At 40.6% G+C, this 15,840-nt stretch carries 13 protein-coding genes and 1 pseudogene; 4 read left to right on the forward strand and 10 right to left on the reverse strand.

The features are described from left to right. A pseudogene (locus ADH81_RS05955) lies at positions 1–2,171 on the reverse strand (hypothetical protein); the annotation flags it as partial. Positions 2,172–2,446: 275 nt separating this feature from the next. Between ADH81_RS05955 and ADH81_RS05960 the strand changes: the two are divergent. Continuing rightward, the gene (locus ADH81_RS05960) at positions 2,447–3,916 is read left to right on the forward strand and encodes a M protein trans-acting positive regulator PRD domain-containing protein (RefSeq protein ID WP_049527260.1); all 1,470 of its coding nucleotides are present in this window, start codon (positions 2,447–2,449) and stop codon (positions 3,914–3,916) included. A gap of 334 nt (positions 3,917–4,250) precedes the next feature. On the opposite strand, the gene ADH81_RS05965 is transcribed toward ADH81_RS05960, so the two are convergent. After that, positions 4,251–4,688 carry an Rrf2 family transcriptional regulator gene (locus ADH81_RS05965; RefSeq protein ID WP_049527263.1) on the reverse strand — a complete coding sequence of 146 codons (438 nt, stop codon included), beginning with the start codon at positions 4,686–4,688 and terminating at the stop codon, positions 4,251–4,253. 71 nt (positions 4,689–4,759) lie between these two features. Continuing rightward, positions 4,760–5,599: a metallophosphoesterase family protein gene (locus ADH81_RS05970; RefSeq protein WP_049527283.1), complete on the reverse strand. Its 840-nt coding sequence runs from the start codon at positions 5,597–5,599 to the stop codon at positions 4,760–4,762. A 144-nt stretch (positions 5,600–5,743) separates the two neighbouring features. Here ADH81_RS05970 and ADH81_RS05975 point away from each other — a divergent pair, with 144 nt between their 5' ends. Continuing rightward, positions 5,744–6,196 (forward strand): universal stress protein, encoded by a 453-nt coding sequence (locus tag ADH81_RS05975; RefSeq protein WP_045762643.1) that lies wholly within the window; start codon positions 5,744–5,746, stop codon positions 6,194–6,196. A 115-nt stretch (positions 6,197–6,311) separates the two neighbouring features. Here the strand turns inward: ADH81_RS05975 and ADH81_RS05980 are convergent, their stop codons facing one another. Beyond that, a complete protein-coding gene (locus ADH81_RS05980) occupies positions 6,312–7,703 on the reverse strand; it encodes a Cof-type HAD-IIB family hydrolase (protein WP_049527266.1) in 1,392 nt (463 codons plus the stop codon). Positions 7,704–7,769: 66 nt separating this feature from the next. Here ADH81_RS05980 and ADH81_RS05985 point away from each other — a divergent pair, with 66 nt between their 5' ends. Then, positions 7,770–8,732 (forward strand): asparaginase, encoded by a 963-nt coding sequence (locus ADH81_RS05985; protein ID WP_049527269.1) that lies wholly within the window; start codon positions 7,770–7,772, stop codon positions 8,730–8,732. Positions 8,733–9,036: 304 nt separating this feature from the next. Here ADH81_RS05985 and ccpA read toward each other — a convergent pair whose 3' ends face one another. Next, positions 9,037–10,044 carry a catabolite control protein A gene (gene ccpA, locus ADH81_RS05995; RefSeq protein ID WP_049503580.1) on the reverse strand — a complete coding sequence of 336 codons (1,008 nt, stop codon included), beginning with the start codon at positions 10,042–10,044 and terminating at the stop codon, positions 9,037–9,039. A gap of 205 nt (positions 10,045–10,249) precedes the next feature. Here ccpA and ADH81_RS06000 point away from each other — a divergent pair, with 205 nt between their 5' ends. Further along, positions 10,250–10,567 (forward strand): DUF960 domain-containing protein, encoded by a 318-nt coding sequence (locus ADH81_RS06000; RefSeq protein ID WP_049527273.1) that lies wholly within the window; start codon positions 10,250–10,252, stop codon positions 10,565–10,567. Between the two features lie 48 nt (positions 10,568–10,615). Here ADH81_RS06000 and ADH81_RS06005 read toward each other — a convergent pair whose 3' ends face one another. From ADH81_RS06005 to folP, 5 genes are all read right to left on the reverse strand, one after another. After that, the gene (locus tag ADH81_RS06005) at positions 10,616–11,899 is read right to left on the reverse strand and encodes a hypothetical protein (protein ID WP_049527275.1); all 1,284 of its coding nucleotides are present in this window, start codon (positions 11,897–11,899) and stop codon (positions 10,616–10,618) included. Next, on the reverse strand, positions 11,892–12,713 hold the full coding sequence (gene folB / locus ADH81_RS06010; RefSeq protein ID WP_049527277.1) for a dihydroneopterin aldolase: 822 nt from the start codon (positions 12,711–12,713) through the stop codon (positions 11,892–11,894). Before folB ends, ADH81_RS06005 begins: the two co-directional genes overlap by 8 nt. Positions 12,714–12,861: 148 nt before the next feature. After that, positions 12,862–13,416 carry a GTP cyclohydrolase I FolE gene (gene folE / locus ADH81_RS06015; RefSeq protein WP_000380927.1) on the reverse strand — a complete coding sequence of 185 codons (555 nt, stop codon included), beginning with the start codon at positions 13,414–13,416 and terminating at the stop codon, positions 12,862–12,864. Between the two features lies 1 nt (position 13,417). Then, on the reverse strand, positions 13,418–14,716 hold the full coding sequence (locus tag ADH81_RS06020) for a bifunctional folylpolyglutamate synthase/dihydrofolate synthase (RefSeq protein ID WP_049527279.1): 1,299 nt from the start codon (positions 14,714–14,716) through the stop codon (positions 13,418–13,420). A 1-nt stretch (position 14,717) separates the two neighbouring features. Then, positions 14,718–15,665, reverse strand: coding sequence for a dihydropteroate synthase (gene folP / locus ADH81_RS06025; protein ID WP_049527282.1), 948 nt, complete (start codon positions 15,663–15,665; stop codon positions 14,718–14,720). Positions 15,666–15,840: the final 175 nt, after the last annotated feature.

Genomic DNA, 15,840 nt, shown 5'->3' on the forward strand with positions numbered 1-15,840 from the left:
CCTGCAGTTGCTTCACCAATCTTGTTACCGTCTTTATCGTAAAGGGCTACGGTTGAACCTTTTTCCGCAGTTACTTCAACTGGTGTCTTAGTTCCAGCTTTACCTGTAAGGTCTGTATTTACAACTGGTTTAGCTGGTGCTTCTGTATCTGCTGCTGGTGTAACTAAGTATGCAGCAGAAATCTTATCTGTAGATTTATCAGCATAAGTAATGACAAGGTTTCCTTTTTCGTCAACACTATATGTTGCACTTGATGGCAAAGAGGTATTTGCAGCCTTAGCAGCAGCAATAATCTTTGTTTTCTCTGCTTCACTTACATTATTTACATCAGCAACCTCTACTTTTGCACCTGCAACAGGCTCATACTTCTTAGCTGACTCGAGAACTGTAATCTTAAGAGGTGTTGATACTACTTTTCCATTTTTACTTTCTAAGACGAAAGTAGTGACGAAATCACCTGCTGGTTGCTTCTCATGAACAGTACCATGATATTTGTTATTAAGTTGTCTATGTTGCTGACTACCAGTTGTTTGGAAGTAAATCCCATCTGGAAATAGTCCGTACACACTATTGGGATTCACAGGATAAAATCGTTTAATATAAGAAGAGGCAGCTCCAATTACATCGATATCAACGTTATCTCCTGGATAAACTGTAATGTGAGTCTTAGACAATAAAAGCTGAGTATAAGCATCGCCGTTTCTGTTCAGTCCCGATTCAGTTATTGGTGATTTTGTAACCGTAATCGGTGCACTCTTAGCTGACTCACTTCCACCTGCTGGTGTCGAAGTAGCTGTAATTTCTCCTTCTGGAAGGCTGTTTGTAGGGTGAACAGTGGCTACACCTTGGTCGTTAGCCACTGCTTCACCAATCACAACGCCATCTTTGTTGTAAAGTTTAACAGTTGAGCCTGCTGGTGCTTTAACTGTTACATCAGCTGGCGTACTTGCTTTACCTGATAGGTTTGAAGTGATTTCTGGCGCTTGAGTTGTTGGGGTAACTGGTTTTGGTGTTTCTGGTTGTGGCTGTGGTTTTGGTGTCTCAGCAGGGAGTTTTGATTTAAGACTTACACCGACAGTTGGGAAATCTGAAGTACGAGCTCCGATAACAGACTTCCCATTCAAACCATTATTTTTTAATGAACTTTCAACCAACGCTGTAGCAAAACGGCCAAAAAGATTGTGATTTTTACCATTTGTTACAACTTCATAAACTATATTATCTGGAATCCCTCCACCAATAGTCCTAAATTCTGACATATGGACTTTGTAATTAGCGAATGGCATATTATCTGGACGTTTTGGAAGATCAAGATACTGATCCTTTAGATTATTTCCGAATTTCCCAGACTTACCGATCATACGAATACTGCTAATGGTATCATCTGAAGTAACTGCCAAACCAGCAAAAGTATTCGATGCCTTTTCAGGAACAACCTCAATTGTCCATGTAGTCTTATCACCATCTACACTATATCGAACAGACTCAAATTGTTTAACACCCTCACCAGTAAATTCACCTGTACCGAGTGAACCGTCAATTGAACGGTTTGCTGCACGTTTTCCTCTTGGACGGGCTACTTCAGTTTCCGCTACTGCTGCTTCAGCTTCTTTAACTTCAGTTTTTTCTTCTGTTGCGACTGTTGCTGCTTTTTCTTCTTTGGCAGCAAGCTGAGCTACTGCATCTTTGAGACTAGCAAGCGCTGCATCTACTTGTTCTTGGCTTGCTTCTGCATTGTCCAAAACCTTTTGTGCTTGATCAAGCGCTGTGTTTAAGCGAGCAAGAGAGTCTTCTGTCTTTCCTGCTTTATCCAAAACTTTCACTTCTTCGACCAACTGGGTCAAAGCTTCTTTGTTAGCTGTTTTAGCAGTAGTGTTTTCGACTACTACTGCTTTTTCCTCAGCCACTACTGTAGCTGGAGCCACTGGTGTTGATGGAGCCACTTCTACAGCTGGTGCTGCATAAGTTGCATTCTCTTCAGCTGCAACTGGCTTAATCCCCTCTGTTGTAGAGCTAGCTTCTGGCTTAGCATCTACTGCATCTGCTTTGACTGATGGAGCTACCAAAGCTGCCCCAACTGCAAAGACAAGCGAACAACCAAATAAGAAATGTTTTCCTTTTTTGATCATTCGCCAGTTTTTCTGTTCTGCATTTTTACGATTAAAATACATGAATTTTCTCCTAATTTTAAAATTATAGCATGTCTTTAACATACAATATAAATTATAAAACAAAGATTCATTTTAGTCAATCATTTCGAATTATATATTTAAAAATTCTTTTCATACAAAAAAATTCTAAAATGACGATTTTTCTTTTAAAATACAATATAACAAATACAGGCATATTCTTTGTTTTTTTGATTTACTTGTGATATAATAACTAACATCTCTAAAAATATGATTTTTGTTTGTTATAATCAATTTTATTACAGGAGGAATAATTTATGAGAGCCCTATTAACTCAAAAAGAACAAAGGCAATTAAGAATTTTAGAATATTTATTTGAAAATTCAGACTGGATCCACCTAGATCCCCTGGCAGAAGCTCTAGATATCAACACTCGTATCATCAAAAGTGATATCAAGGAGATGCGCGAAGTTCTCTCTTGCTTCGAAATCCAATCTTCAACAGCTGGTATCAGACTCGCCAATAATAACAATTTAGGCGTTGAACGAATTTACCGCCACATTTTACAAGATTCTTCTAACTTCCAAGTTTTGAGAGCATTCTTTTTATTAGAAGAACCATTTACCTATGAACATCTAGCTCAAACTCTTGATGTTTCGCTTCCTGCACTTCGCAAAAAAGTCGCTGAGATTAATCATACCTTGCAAAATAAATACCGCTTCAAACTCAAGGTCACTCCAATCTCTATCATTGGAGACGAAAAAGACATCCGTTTCTTTTTTGCCCAGTACTTCCATGAAGCCTATGGTTACTTCAAATGGCCATTTACTGATTCTAAGAAAGACATTGAAGAATTTGTTGCTTTCTTTCTTAAAATGACAGGATTTCCTGCCAATTATGCCAACTTGTTGCAGCTAGAAACACAAATAGCTGTTAATTTGCACCGATTTAAGATCGGTGCTACCATCCAAACAACGAGCGATTCTACAAATGATCTTCCTTTATATGATCAACTGCCAGAGTTCCAAGATCAACTCGAACCATTGGCTAAGCGTCTGAATATCGAGGTTAACCGTCATACCTTAGAACAAATCTTTGATTCTTATACTCAAAAAGGAATCTTCTTTACTGTTGAAGATTTTCTAGCCGCCCGTTCAGATGATAAGGATGTTAACCACTCTTACCACGCTGCTCGAGATGTCCTCGATAATTTGACTCGTGAATTTGGAATTCACTTTACAAATACAGACGAGCTAGTCTGGCACCTACACAATACCGCTCTTCTTGAACGTCAAGAAATCAACTCAGAATCCATCATTTCACATAATAAATCCTATACGCTCAATAAAATCAAGAAATTCTTCCCTGAATTTTACGAAGCAGCTGTTTTCGAAATGATGCGTTATAAGTCTAGCTTGGGACAAAAAGAACAGGCACATGCTGTTGTTCATCTGGTATACACTCTCTTGACCCACGCTTCAGATTTGATGGAACAACTGTTAGAATCTCAGAATAAGGTTCGTGTCCTTGTTTTGAGTGAATTTGACTTTGCTCATCCTCGGGCCCTCATCTCTCTCTATAAATACTACACTTCTAAAAATATCCAGTTTGAAACATGGGACAAGGCTACATTGAATGTTGATGAGATTATGGAGGCTGGATATGATGCCATTTTAACCAACTTTGATGTCGAAGGTTTAAATCATCCAAAACTAATAAATATTGGACGTATGCCCCAGCTTCAAGTTATTAGCGAACTGAACACCATCTCGCTTGGTGATCTTTAAAATCACCTTCTTTTGAAAGATCAATCATTTACAGTTTTATTTCTATATGAGCACTCAGCTTAACTATGCAAAAACGAAAAAGCTAGAATTCTGAATATCAGAAAACTAGCTTTTTTTGTTTATTTTTTTATGCTACCAAAGAATTCCCTTATAGGATAACAGAAGGGCAAGGAATAATAATCCATAGAAAAAGATAAAGAGCCACTTTGATTATCCTTCCAAAATGACAGTATAAATGCTAATACAATTCCTATAACGAGATACATTTCTTCCTCCTTTAATGATTCTATTTTATCATCATTATCCACATAGAAAAAGAGGATCTAAGGTCCTCTTATCCTTCTATCCTACTCTCTGCATCTGCCACCACTTGAGCAATACTGGTTTGGCTCAACTCCTGCTCCATAGCTAGCTGAATCTTTTGTAATTTCTCATCTAAAACCCCATGGATGTTAGCTCCTACTGGACAGGCTGGATTGGGATTGTCATGAAAACTAAAGAGTTGACCTGTCTTTCCTAGACATTCAACTGCTTGGTAAACATCTAAAAGACTGATATCCTCTAGGTCTTTGATGATCTCTGCTCCACCAGTTCCACGCGCAACTGAGATCAACTCTGCCTTTTTCAGTTGAGATAAGGTCTTACGGATAATGACAGGATTGACTCCAACGCTACTAGCAAGAAAATCACTAGTCACCTTACTTTCTTTCCCTTTTAAGGCTATGATAATCAACATATGGGTCGCGATGGTAAATCGACTTGAAATTTGCATAAGGTTCTCCTTTTTTCGTCAGATTAGTTCCTTCTTTTCTTAAGTTTATTATATCTCTTCTAGTTGTAATGTCAAGAGTTACCACTAAGCCAGTCATCTAGTTCTGCATCATGCCCTTGACTTTGGGCAATTTCATGAAGTAGTTCCTGATTATGGGTATGGTGAATCCCATTAACCAAACTTTCATAATAAACTTGGTAGTAGGGTAATTGTAAGTCTTTGGCTAGCTGTAATTCTGCCTCAATATCATAATCAACCCGACGAAAATCAGCATCTTTCAAGCCTTTTTCATCAAATTCTAAGATCATGTACTGGGCCCGCAAGTCCTTGCGTAAATTCTCAGATAAAAAGAAGGGTTGCCCAATGGAACCTGGATTCAGGATGAGCTGGCCACCACTACCATAACGAAGAAACTGTTGATGGATATGCCCGTATATGGCAACATCGCAGTTAGGATTGGTGACAAGACGGTCAAAGTCCTCTTGCTTCCCAAGATGAATCAGCTCTCGTCCCCAATTTTTATCAGGCAAGTGGTGGCTAATCCCTAGCTTCAAATCTCCAAACTGGCGGTGCACTTGCAAGGGATAGTTCTGTAGCGCCTCAATCTCCTCAATGCTGAGTTCTTCCATAATATACTGACACTGGCGTAAGAGATAACGATGGCTGGGTCTGGTTTCATCTAACTGACGATGGCAGGCACGCCATAAACTCTCCTCCCAATTCCCTAAAACTCTAAGAGTGATTGGTAAAGTGTCCAAGATCTGGAGAATATTTTTTCGTCCTGTTCCAGGCATGAGAATATCTCCTAAGAGCCAATACTCATCAACCTCCGCCTTCTGCGCATCTGTCAGAACAGCCTCCAAAGCTGTCGTATTGCCATGTATATCCGATAATACTGCGATTTTTGTCATATCTCTTCCTCTTAGCTTTTCTAGTTTTATTATAACAAACTCCAAGCCAAAGTCAAAAAGCATCTATATTCCTATCGTTTTTTACTTTACTTTTTTAGTGAAAAGGAATACAATGAAGGTAATAAGAATGAGGAGGTTTTTGCTATGGCACAACGTTATGAAAACATCATGGTAGCGGTTGACGGTTCTAAGGAAGCTGACTTGGCTTTCATCAAAGGGGTTCATTCAGCACTACGTAACCAGGCAAAACTAACGATTGCCCATGTTATTGACACACGTGCTCTTCAAAGCATCTCAACATTTGATGCCGAAGTTTACGAAGAATTGCAAGTAGAGGCCAACGATTTGATGGCGGAATACGAAAAACGTGCAAAAGATGCTGGGCTCACAGACATTAAAGTAGTTATTGAGATGGGAAATCCTAAAACTCTCTTAGCTAAAACAATTCCAGACAAAGAAAAGGTTGATTTGATTTTAGTTGGGGCAACAGGACTCAATGCCTTTGAGCGCCTACTAGTTGGTTCTTCATCAGAATATATCCTACGCCATACCAGCGTTGACCTTCTCGTCGTTAGAGATAAGGATAAAACTTTGTAATAAAAACAGAAATGAGGTTGGGATTTTTCTCCTAACCTCATTTTTTTATAAATTGTTGATGTCGTAGTTAGAGCTAGGAACTCAAAATATCATTCCAGGCTTCCTCTGCTATCGCCTATTTCTTATCGGCTCTTTCCTTGTGGCGTTCATAGGCCTTTATCTGGCGCTCAATCTCCTTTTTAATAGCTGGCTCTGGAGCGTATTTTTCTTCCCAATCATCTGGTTTTAGGATTTTGTGGGTCACTGGATCAAAATGAGCTTTTCCATCAGGGAACATTTTACCCATATTGGCTTGATGGACAATGTCAAAAATCCGTTCTGGATCCACCCCCATCAAAACAAAACTACCATAGGTAAAGTATAGGGTGTCAATCAAGGCATCTACTTGCCCAACCAAATCTTGCTTAGCAGGCGTTTTCTTAGCAACTTTCTCTGCTACTTGATCAAGAGCTTGGTGTAATTCTCCTACTGCCTGTTCGAAGTCTTCCTCAGAAGAGCTAGCAGCTCGAACAAATTCCACCAATTCTTCTATCTTAAATCCTGCTCTATGGGTTGCACCTTCTAAGTCCCAAGCTTGTGGCTCTTCCTGAGTTCGTTCATCCATCATGTGGTGGAAGGTCTTGACCTTATTAAAATGGTAATCACGGCTGACAAAGACTTTTTCTGAAGCCAGAACACCAAAATGCTCTAAAGCTTTGTGAATCCCATCTTGCTGGTTGCTGGTTGTGATATGCTTAGCGACTTCCTTGACACTGCTACTACCATTGCCCATAGCGACTGACATCCCAACACCCGCCAGCATCTCTAGGTCATTGTCCGAGTCACCAAAGGCCATGACTTGATTGAGATCAAAACCATACTCTTTTCCGACTCGGCGAATGCCTTCTAGCTTGGAATTTCCTTGATTGATGACATCGGCTGCAAAAGGATTACTACGAGTCAATTTCAAGTCTTGAAAATCAGCTGCTGCTTTCTCAGATTCTTCTGGCGTCATTAACATCAAAACTTGATAAATAGGCTGATTCATCAACTGGAGCAAGTCTTCTTCCTTCTGAGGAACAACCTTACTCACCATTCGATTAAAGGAATGACTAACCGTACGAGTCAACATAGAGGGGACAAAACGACTCACTCTTTGTGAAAAAGAACCTAGGCCAAAAGACATGATTTTTGAACCCAGCATGGCATCCTTGGTCCCCAAAGCAATTTCCTTGCCCTCTTTTTTAGCATAGGCTATCAACTGCCGTAAATGAGATTTGGAAAGAGGACTTGTAAACAAGACTCTGTCTTTATTAAAGATATATTGGCCGTTATAGGTTACAGCAAAATCCAGATCTAACTCTTCCATTAAATCCTTAACAAAAAAAGGTCCTCGACCTGTCGCTACTCCAACAAGCACTCCCTGTTCCTTTACAATCTTAATCGCATCCTTAGTGGATTTCAAAACACTCTTGCGATCGTTGACCAGTGTTCCATCGATATCAAAAAAAACAGCTTTGACTTCCATCCTACCTCAATCTCCCCTTTTTGTGATACAATGATTATACCACATTTCAGAAAGAGTGAGTAAATCATGCCTAAGAAAATCCTTGTTTTACATACGGGTGGTACTATTTCCATGCAAGCCGATGACTCTGGTGCTGTTGTGACTAGTCAAGACAACCCTATGAATCATGTATCCAATCCACTTGAGGGAGTTGAAGTCCATGCTCTCGACTTTTTTAATCTGCCAAGTCCCCATATTAAACCCAAACATATGCTGTCCCTCTATCAAAAGATCAAAGAGGAGTCTGAACATTATGACGGTTTCGTGATTACACATGGGACAGATACCTTGGAGGAAACTGCCTATTTCCTTGACACTATGGAGGTTCCTCACAAACCAATCATGCTAACAGGGGCCATGCGTAGCTCTAACGAACTTGGAAGCGACGGCGTCTACAATTATCTTAGTGCCCTACGCGTCGCGAGTGACGATAAGGCTGCTGATAAGGGTGTCTTGGTCGTGATGAATGACGAGATTCACGCTGCTAAGTATGTGACCAAGACGCACACGACAAATGTTAGCACCTTTCAAACGCCAACCCACGGCCCTCTTGGGCTCATCATGAAACACGAGATTCTCTACTTTAAAACAGCTGAACCCCGTGTTCGTTTTGACCTAGATAAGATTCAAGGCTTGGTCCCTATTATCCCTGTCTATGCCGGTATGACAGAAGAACTCCTCGATTTACTTCCCGTTGATCAACTGGATGGACTTATTATTCAGGCTTTTGGTGCTGGAAATGTTCCCAAGGAAACAGCACAAAAATTGAACGCCCTTATCCAAGAAGGACTCCCAATCGCCTTGGTCTCTCGTTGTTTTAACGGGATTGCCGAACCTGTCTATGCCTACGAGGGAGGTGGCGTTTGCCTGCAAAATGCTGGTGTTTTCTTTGTCAAAGAGTTAAACGCTCAAAAGGCCCGTCTCAAACTCCTCATTGCTATCAATGCTGGCCTTAGAGGGGATGAATTACGAGCCTATATGGAAGGATAATACTCTTCGAAAATCAAATTCAAACCTCGTCAACGTCGCCTTGCCGTAGGTATGGTTACTGACTTCGTCAGTTTCATCTACAACCTCAAAGCAGTGCTTTGAGCAACCTGCGGCTAGTTTCTTAGTTTGCTCTTTGATTTTCATTGAGTATAAAAAAGTCGGTGAGATAGAAATTACTAGATCAAGTCTTGTTTTCTAGTTCACTCCGAGAGCTTCCAACCACCAACTTAATGCTTGAACTATTGACCAAAAAGTTTCTGCTACTAAAAAGCGAGGTCGGGATTTTTATCCCGACCTCTTCTTGTTAATCTTTACGAGTTGAATGACGTTCTACCAAACCATGTGGCAAAAGAACTTCACGCTCTTCTAACTCTTCCTTATGCATAATCTTTGTCAACATACGCATACTAATAGCACCAAGATCATACAAAGGTTGCGCAATGGTGGTTAGGTTTGGACGAGTATAGCGCGCGATTTGTGAATCATCACTGGTGATAATTTCAAAGTCTTCCGGTACAGAAACTCCCTTGTCAGCAAGTCCGTTCAAAACACCTGCCGCTAATTCATCACCTGTTACAATCGCTGCTGTTGCTTTAGAAGAAATCAAGCGTTCTGCCAAGGCATAACCATCATCATAACGGTATTTTGATTCAAAAACAAGACCTTCACTGTAGTTAATTCCCGCTTCTTTCAAAGCATCTTTGTAACCAGCCAAGCGAATCTTGCCATTAATATCATCCACTAATGGTCCACTAACGAAGGCAATTTTTTTATTTCGTTTCAAGAGATGGCGGACTGCATCAACAGTAGCATGTTTATAGTCAATATTGACACTTGGAAGTTGGTGTTCTATGTCCACTGTTCCTGCAAGAACCACAGGTGTGCGTGAGCGTGAAAACTCTGAGCGAATCTTCTCAGTTAAATGATAACCCATGAAGATAACGCCATCCACCTGTTTAGAAAAGAGAGTATTGACCACAGATACTTCCTTTTCATCATCCTCATCACTGTTAGCAAGGACGATGTTGTATTTGTACATTTCCGCGATATCGTCAATCCCTTTAGCAAGGGTAGAGAAATAAGTGTTTGTGATATCTGGAATAACAACTCCAACTGTTGTTGTTTTCTTGCTTGCTAGACCACGAGCTACTGCATTAGGGCGGTAGTCAAGGCGATCAATGACCTCTAGAACTTTCTTACGGGTGTTTTCCTTGACATTCTTATTGCCATTGACAACACGACTGACAGTCGCCATTGACACTCCCGCTTCTCGGGCAACGTCATAAATTGTTACTGTATCATCTGTGTTCATTCCGTTTCCTTTCTACTTTGAAAATTTTGTTTTCATGATTCTACTGTTCTCATTTTACCACTAATTGTAAGCATTTTCAAGCATTTGATGAAGATTCGTTGAAAAAATTTCAAAATCATTCCCATCTTTTTAAAGGTAGTTGACTTTTCTTGATTTTTCTAGCAGTTTGCAGTATGATAATAAAAAAATCAATTAGGAGATAGGGATGGCTTTTACAGATTCTCATAGACGATGCGCTAGTTTCGGTGTAGTGACCAATTTACCCGACGATGTTATCGATTCAATCTGGTATATAATCGATCATTTTTTAAAGCATGTTTTTGATCTAGAAGATGAATTGGAATTTCGGCTTTTGAATCATGAAGGCTCCATCACTTTTCGTTTTTCTAGTCAACATCTTCCAACAACGATTGACTTTGACTTCAACCATCCCTTTGACCCACTCTATCCACCTAAAGTTCTGGTGCTAGATATGGATGGGAAGGAAACCATTCTCCTACCAGAAGAAAATGACCTATTTTAAAAACTCTAGCTTCCCCTATCTACTTAGGAAACTAGAGTTTTCTTTTTGCTAATAAATAGAACGACTGACTACTATACCACTTGGTTTGGTATATTCTAAATCAAGATAATCCTGATAAGTTCCTGGGACGATAAATCCTTGGGGGCTGAGAATGTCTGTTCCAGCTTTACCCACGATAGAGTCAGCCAATAAGACACAATTTGTACTGAGAACAAAATAGGTCTTAAACTTAGACGAACTAAACTTATAAAGAGCGGCATCAGCCTCGTGTTTCAGCTGATAAGAGTAGGTATGCTTGATTTCTCCTTCTCTTCTTTTCATGAGTTGAGAACTTGGTTCCCAAGGAATTAAGAGTTCTTCAATTTCTCTCAGTTGTTCCTCGATTGCTTCTTTCTGTTGTTCAGACAAGCTTAAGCCATAGACAAAGAGAGTTTTCTGGCTTTCTCTCTTACAGAGTTCGATATACTTTTCTCGATTAGCCTTAAATAGAACCCCATCCCCAATCATCCCAAATAAACGCTCCGAGTGCGGATCATAAGAACCATAGGAAATAACCTGACCTTGATAGCAGATATCCACATGCCCCATGGCTAAAAAGAAAGAGGATTCTGAAGTATGGATAAAAATTTCCATATCAACTGTCTGGTCATTTTTTCTCTCTGAATGTACTTTCCCTTCTTCGGACTCATGATTAGAAAACCATTTATTCAATCGACGTAGGGTATTGATAGGAATTAGAGCTGTTACAAAAATGGGCAGGGTCATTCGTATCTTCCGCTTAAGCCTAGGATTACGGATTCCTTTTTCAAAAAAGAAACCATCTCTGAGACTACTTGCCCCTAACATCAGTAAGTAAAAACCAAGTAAGAGCAATTCAAAATTTGTTGCGTCATGAAAAGGGGAGATACTATAGAGACCAAATCCCATCATCCACAAAGCATCAAATAAGTAATTGAGCCTCGGATGGATATGATTATTTCGGTAAATCAACCAGGTAATCAGGCTAATCAAACCTGTAAACAATTGATAACTTCCAATAGCAATGACTAAGACATAGAGGGCTATCCCTTGCAGGATGACTGACTCAAATAGAATGACAGCAAGAAAGAGCTTGGCTATGGTTACAAAAATATTTTCTCTACGGGACTTTTCCTGAAACCATCGTGTCAATAAATGCCAAATAGCAGACAAGGAAAAGTACCCCATCAAGAGTTGATAACCAAGTCTCGGTACAATCTGCCCAAAACAAATCAAGAGAAAACCTAGGATAATAGCTAGCACTCCCTCCCCTAGACTTCTCCATTTACTATAAGTTTCGAAAAACTTAGGCATTTTCTTTCTCCAATTGACGATACAAGTGGCGGATCGGTTGTTTCAATGTTGGATGGATGAAATGCGGAGCTATTTCTTGGAGCGATTCTAGGACAAAGAGGCGTTCAGCAATATAAGGATGAGGCAAGATGAGGTCGTCTGTATAGATGATTTGATCATCTACAAAAAGCAAATCCAGGTCAATCAAGCGAGGTCCCCAATGAACCTCTCTAACCCGTCCCATCTCTGATTCAATCTCTAACAAGGTTTCTAACAAGATTGAAGCTGGCAACCAGGTTTCCACTTCAATGACTTGATTGGCAAAGCTATCCTGCTCCACACCACCCCAAGGCTCGGTCGTAATCACACTAGATTCTTTGAGAATATGGATACCACGAGCTTGCATTTTGTCAATCGCTTGCTGGAGATTAGCCGTCTTATCCCCCATATTGCTTCCTAAAGCGATAAAGGCACGCTGTTTGCGACGGTGGATGGTTACTGAACAAGTATCCAGCGGTAGATGGATAGGTGCCCAAGGTTTTTTTAGTTCCAGCTCAATCTCTTGAACGAGAGGGTAGGTCTCAAAAGTACGCTCTACTAGTTTGTAGGCTACTGTTTCAATCAAGTCTTCAGTATTTTCCTGAAACCATGTCGTCCATTGCTGGCAAAGTTCTCCGTAATGGACAGAAGCAGTTAAATCCAAGTCTGTCGCAGCCTTGGTCATATCATAGGATAGGGTAGCTGAAACGACAAACTTTTGCCCCAATTCCTTCTCACTAGGAAAAAGACCATGATAGGCAAAAATTTCCAAATCCTTAATCTGCAGTTGATCCATAATGATTCCTTTCTAGAAAAATCCGCCCAAAGCGGATTCTTTTTATACTCAATGAAAATCAAAGTGCAAACTAGGAAGCTAGCCGCAGGCTGTACTTGAGTACGGCAAGGTGAAGCTGACGTGGTTTGAATTTGATTCTCGAAGAGTATTATAGTCCCATTAAACGATAAGCCTGATCACGAAGATCCTTATCTGTCTCAAATAGACCACGAGCCACTGTGGTCAAGGTTGCAGTTCCTGGTTTTCGAACACCGCGCATACTCATACACATATGTTCTGCTTCAATGACAACGAAGGCTCCCTTGGCTCCCAAATACTCCATCAAGGCATCAGCCACTTCGATATTCAAACGCTCTTGAATCTGTGGCTTTTTAGAGTAGACTTCCACTGTACGAGCTAACTTTGATAAGCCTGCTACACGCCCATCAGGAATGTAGGCAATATGAGCTCGGCCATAAAATGGTAAAAAGTGGTGTTCACACATGGTATGGAAAAAGATATCCTTTTCCACTACCATATTGTCATCAATAATCTCAAAGGATTTTGACAGGTGCTCTTCAGCAGTTTGCCCAAGACCTGAAAAAATCTCTTGGTACATACGAGCGACACGGGCTGGTGTTTCCTGCAAGCCTTCGCGATTTGCATCCTCACCAACTGCCTCGATAATCATTTTTACAGCTTCTTCAATCTTTTGTGTATCCATTCTAATTTTTCCTCTCCATTAGGTAGGCTCTCACTTGGGCTAAAAAGTATAATGAACCCGTGATAATCCTAACTGTTTTTTTCTCTTCATTTTCTGATAATTTTTGGTCTAGAAATTCTTGCCAATCTTGGTAGTTGAGATTTCTAGAATCAGCCAGCTCTTTCAAGACTTTTTCATCCGTCGCCCGATTATCCTCAAAATGAGTTAGCGTAATCTTAGTATCGGGCAAGGTTTCTAGCAAGTCCAACATGTCCTCCAAGGCCTTAGTTTTAATACAAGTAAAGAGGATTTCCTTCTGATAGTCCGTAAAGCGTTCTTTCAAGGTAGCCAACAAGGCCTTGACAGCATGAGGATTGTGGGCCCCATCTAAAATCATCAAAGGTTCTCTAGAAACAACTTCCAAACGTCCAGACCAGCTTGTTTCTTCTAAAGCTTGAGTCACTAAAGCATTATCTGGCAATTCTCGACCAGTCTCTTGGCAATAGCTATCTAACAAGGCCAGAGCCATCCCAGCATTCTCAATCTGGTGCAAACCCAGCAATCCTGTCTGGAAGCGACCTTGTCTAACAGCACTTGTATAGTTAAATACCTCGCCAGTCACAATACTCTCATAATGACTGACTTGATAGGCATCTCCATAGGCGATTCTGGTAGCTTGTTTCGCTTTTGCAATCTGGTCAATAACCGCCAAAGCTTCTGGGACAATGTGACCAGTCACTAGAGGAATTCCTTGTTTGATAATCCCTGCTTTCTGCTCTGCTATGGCTTCTAGACTGTCACCCAGTAGGGCTACATGATCCAATCCTATGGTCGTGATACCTGTTAGAATGGGTTGACAGACATTAGTGCTATCCAAAAGTCCGCCCATACCAACTTCCATAATCGCCACATCCACTTGCTCAGAAGCAAAATAGTCATAGGCTATGGCAGTGATAATCTCGAATTCTGTCGTTCCTTGCAAGGCATGAGCATGCTCCCCTTCAAGTAGTAAACGATAACCCGCCATCAAGGACTCTAATCTTGCTTCTGGGATAGATTCCCCATTAATGGCAATCTGGTCGGTATAATGAATCAGATAGGGTGAGCTAAAGACTCCCACTCTTAGCCCCATCTTTTCCAGCATATTTTTCAAAAAGGCTATAGTAGAGCCCTTGCCATTGGTTCCACCGATGTGGATAACCTTAAGCTTAAGATGGGGATTGCCACGTAAGGCTAACAATTCCACCATCCTCTCCAAGCCGAAATGCGGTTGATCTGTCCGATAGTTTGCTATCCACTGATTCGTTTCGTTTTTATTCATCTTACTTATATTGTTTCAAATCTAAATTTTCCGCATGGTCTGCAAGACGGATAGCAGACGCAATTTCAACTGCCATCTTGTGGCTGGCTACATCGTGCACGCGCACCACTTCAACACCTTGTCTGGCAGCGATACTAGTCACATGAGCCGAAGCCGTATCACGATTTCGGAAACCAGCTTCAGTATCTGGATTGACTTCAAATCCATTTTCTTCAAGGATATTAATGACAAAGCGCTTGCGAGAGACTCCTAAAAAGATAGGATAGCCCATCTCGTGTAATTTATCAAGGTCACGTAGAAGTAGTAGATTTTCCTTTTTGGTCAAGCCAAAGCCAATCCCAGGATCCAGCATGATCTTTTCTTTCGAAATTCCTGCTTTTTCCGCTCTTACTAGAGCACGATCAAAGAAAGCTGTCATCAATTCTTCTACTGGTAGTTTTTCAAACTCATCTAAGTCTTCCTTTGTAAAAGGCTCTCCAAAGCCAAAATGAGGGAAGATAAGTGAACTAGGGTGCTGAGGGCGTGCCATGACTGGATTAAACATGATAACTACCTGAGCTCCAGCTTTGGCAACCACTTCCGCCATCTTCTCATCTCCCATGAGACCTGTAATGTCATTGACTATATGGGCCCCAGCCTTTAGAGCTGCTTCTGCAACTTGACTTTTCCAAGTGTCTACCGAAATCAGAATATCACTTTCTTGACGGATAGCCTTAATGACTGGAACCACGCGTTGGATTTCCTCTTCAATCTCAACATAGCTACTACTTCCAGGTCGAGTAGACTCTCCACCGATATCTAAAATAGTGGCACCTTCAGCCATCAATTTTCGAGCTTGTTTTAAGGCTTCTTCAATAGCAAAAAATTGGCCCCCATCAGAGAAAGAATCCGGGGTGACATTGATAATACCGCAAATAGCTGTTTTTGTATGATTGTCTCTTTTTTTCACGATTATTACTCAAATTTCATTTAGATTGGTATTCCTCTATTTTACTATTTTTTTTGGATTCTGTCCAATTATCCCTCAGTACTCTTTAACTTTAAAAGAGCGCAAAAAAAGGGCTCTTTGTCAACTGTAGTGGGTTGATGAAAAGTTATAACCTGGAGAGGACCAACTTGGTTCT

The sequence above is a fragment of the Streptococcus pseudopneumoniae genome, assembly GCF_001072925.1.
Taxonomy (GTDB): Bacteria; Bacillota; Bacilli; order Lactobacillales; family Streptococcaceae; genus Streptococcus; species Streptococcus pseudopneumoniae_Q.

What these genes read in the sequence shown, in the direction of transcription:
- ADH81_RS05965 (WP_049527263.1), bottom strand. Translation starts at nt 4,688, where the DNA reads ATGCAAATTTCAAGTCGATTTACCATCGCGACCCATATGTTGATTATC.
- ADH81_RS06000 (WP_049527273.1), top strand. Translation starts at nt 10,250, where the DNA reads ATGGCTTTTACAGATTCTCATAGACGATGCGCTAGTTTCGGTGTAGTG.
- folE (WP_000380927.1), bottom strand. Translation starts at nt 13,416, where the DNA reads ATGGATACACAAAAGATTGAAGAAGCTGTAAAAATGATTATCGAGGCA.
- ADH81_RS05975 (WP_045762643.1), top strand. Translation starts at nt 5,744, where the DNA reads ATGGCACAACGTTATGAAAACATCATGGTAGCGGTTGACGGTTCTAAG.
- ADH81_RS05970 (WP_049527283.1), bottom strand. Translation starts at nt 5,599, where the DNA reads ATGACAAAAATCGCAGTATTATCGGATATACATGGCAATACGACAGCT.
- ADH81_RS06020 (WP_049527279.1), bottom strand. Translation starts at nt 14,716, where the DNA reads ATGAATAAAAACGAAACGAATCAGTGGATAGCAAACTATCGGACAGAT.
- ADH81_RS05980 (WP_049527266.1), bottom strand. Translation starts at nt 7,703, where the DNA reads ATGGAAGTCAAAGCTGTTTTTTTTGATATCGATGGAACACTGGTCAAC.
- ADH81_RS06005 (WP_049527275.1), bottom strand. Translation starts at nt 11,899, where the DNA reads ATGCCTAAGTTTTTCGAAACTTATAGTAAATGGAGAAGTCTAGGGGAG.
- ADH81_RS05985 (WP_049527269.1), top strand. Translation starts at nt 7,770, where the DNA reads ATGCCTAAGAAAATCCTTGTTTTACATACGGGTGGTACTATTTCCATG.
- folB (WP_049527277.1), bottom strand. Translation starts at nt 12,713, where the DNA reads ATGGATCAACTGCAGATTAAGGATTTGGAAATTTTTGCCTATCATGGT.
- ccpA (WP_049503580.1), bottom strand. Translation starts at nt 10,044, where the DNA reads ATGAACACAGATGATACAGTAACAATTTATGACGTTGCCCGAGAAGCG.
- ADH81_RS05960 (WP_049527260.1), top strand. Translation starts at nt 2,447, where the DNA reads ATGAGAGCCCTATTAACTCAAAAAGAACAAAGGCAATTAAGAATTTTA.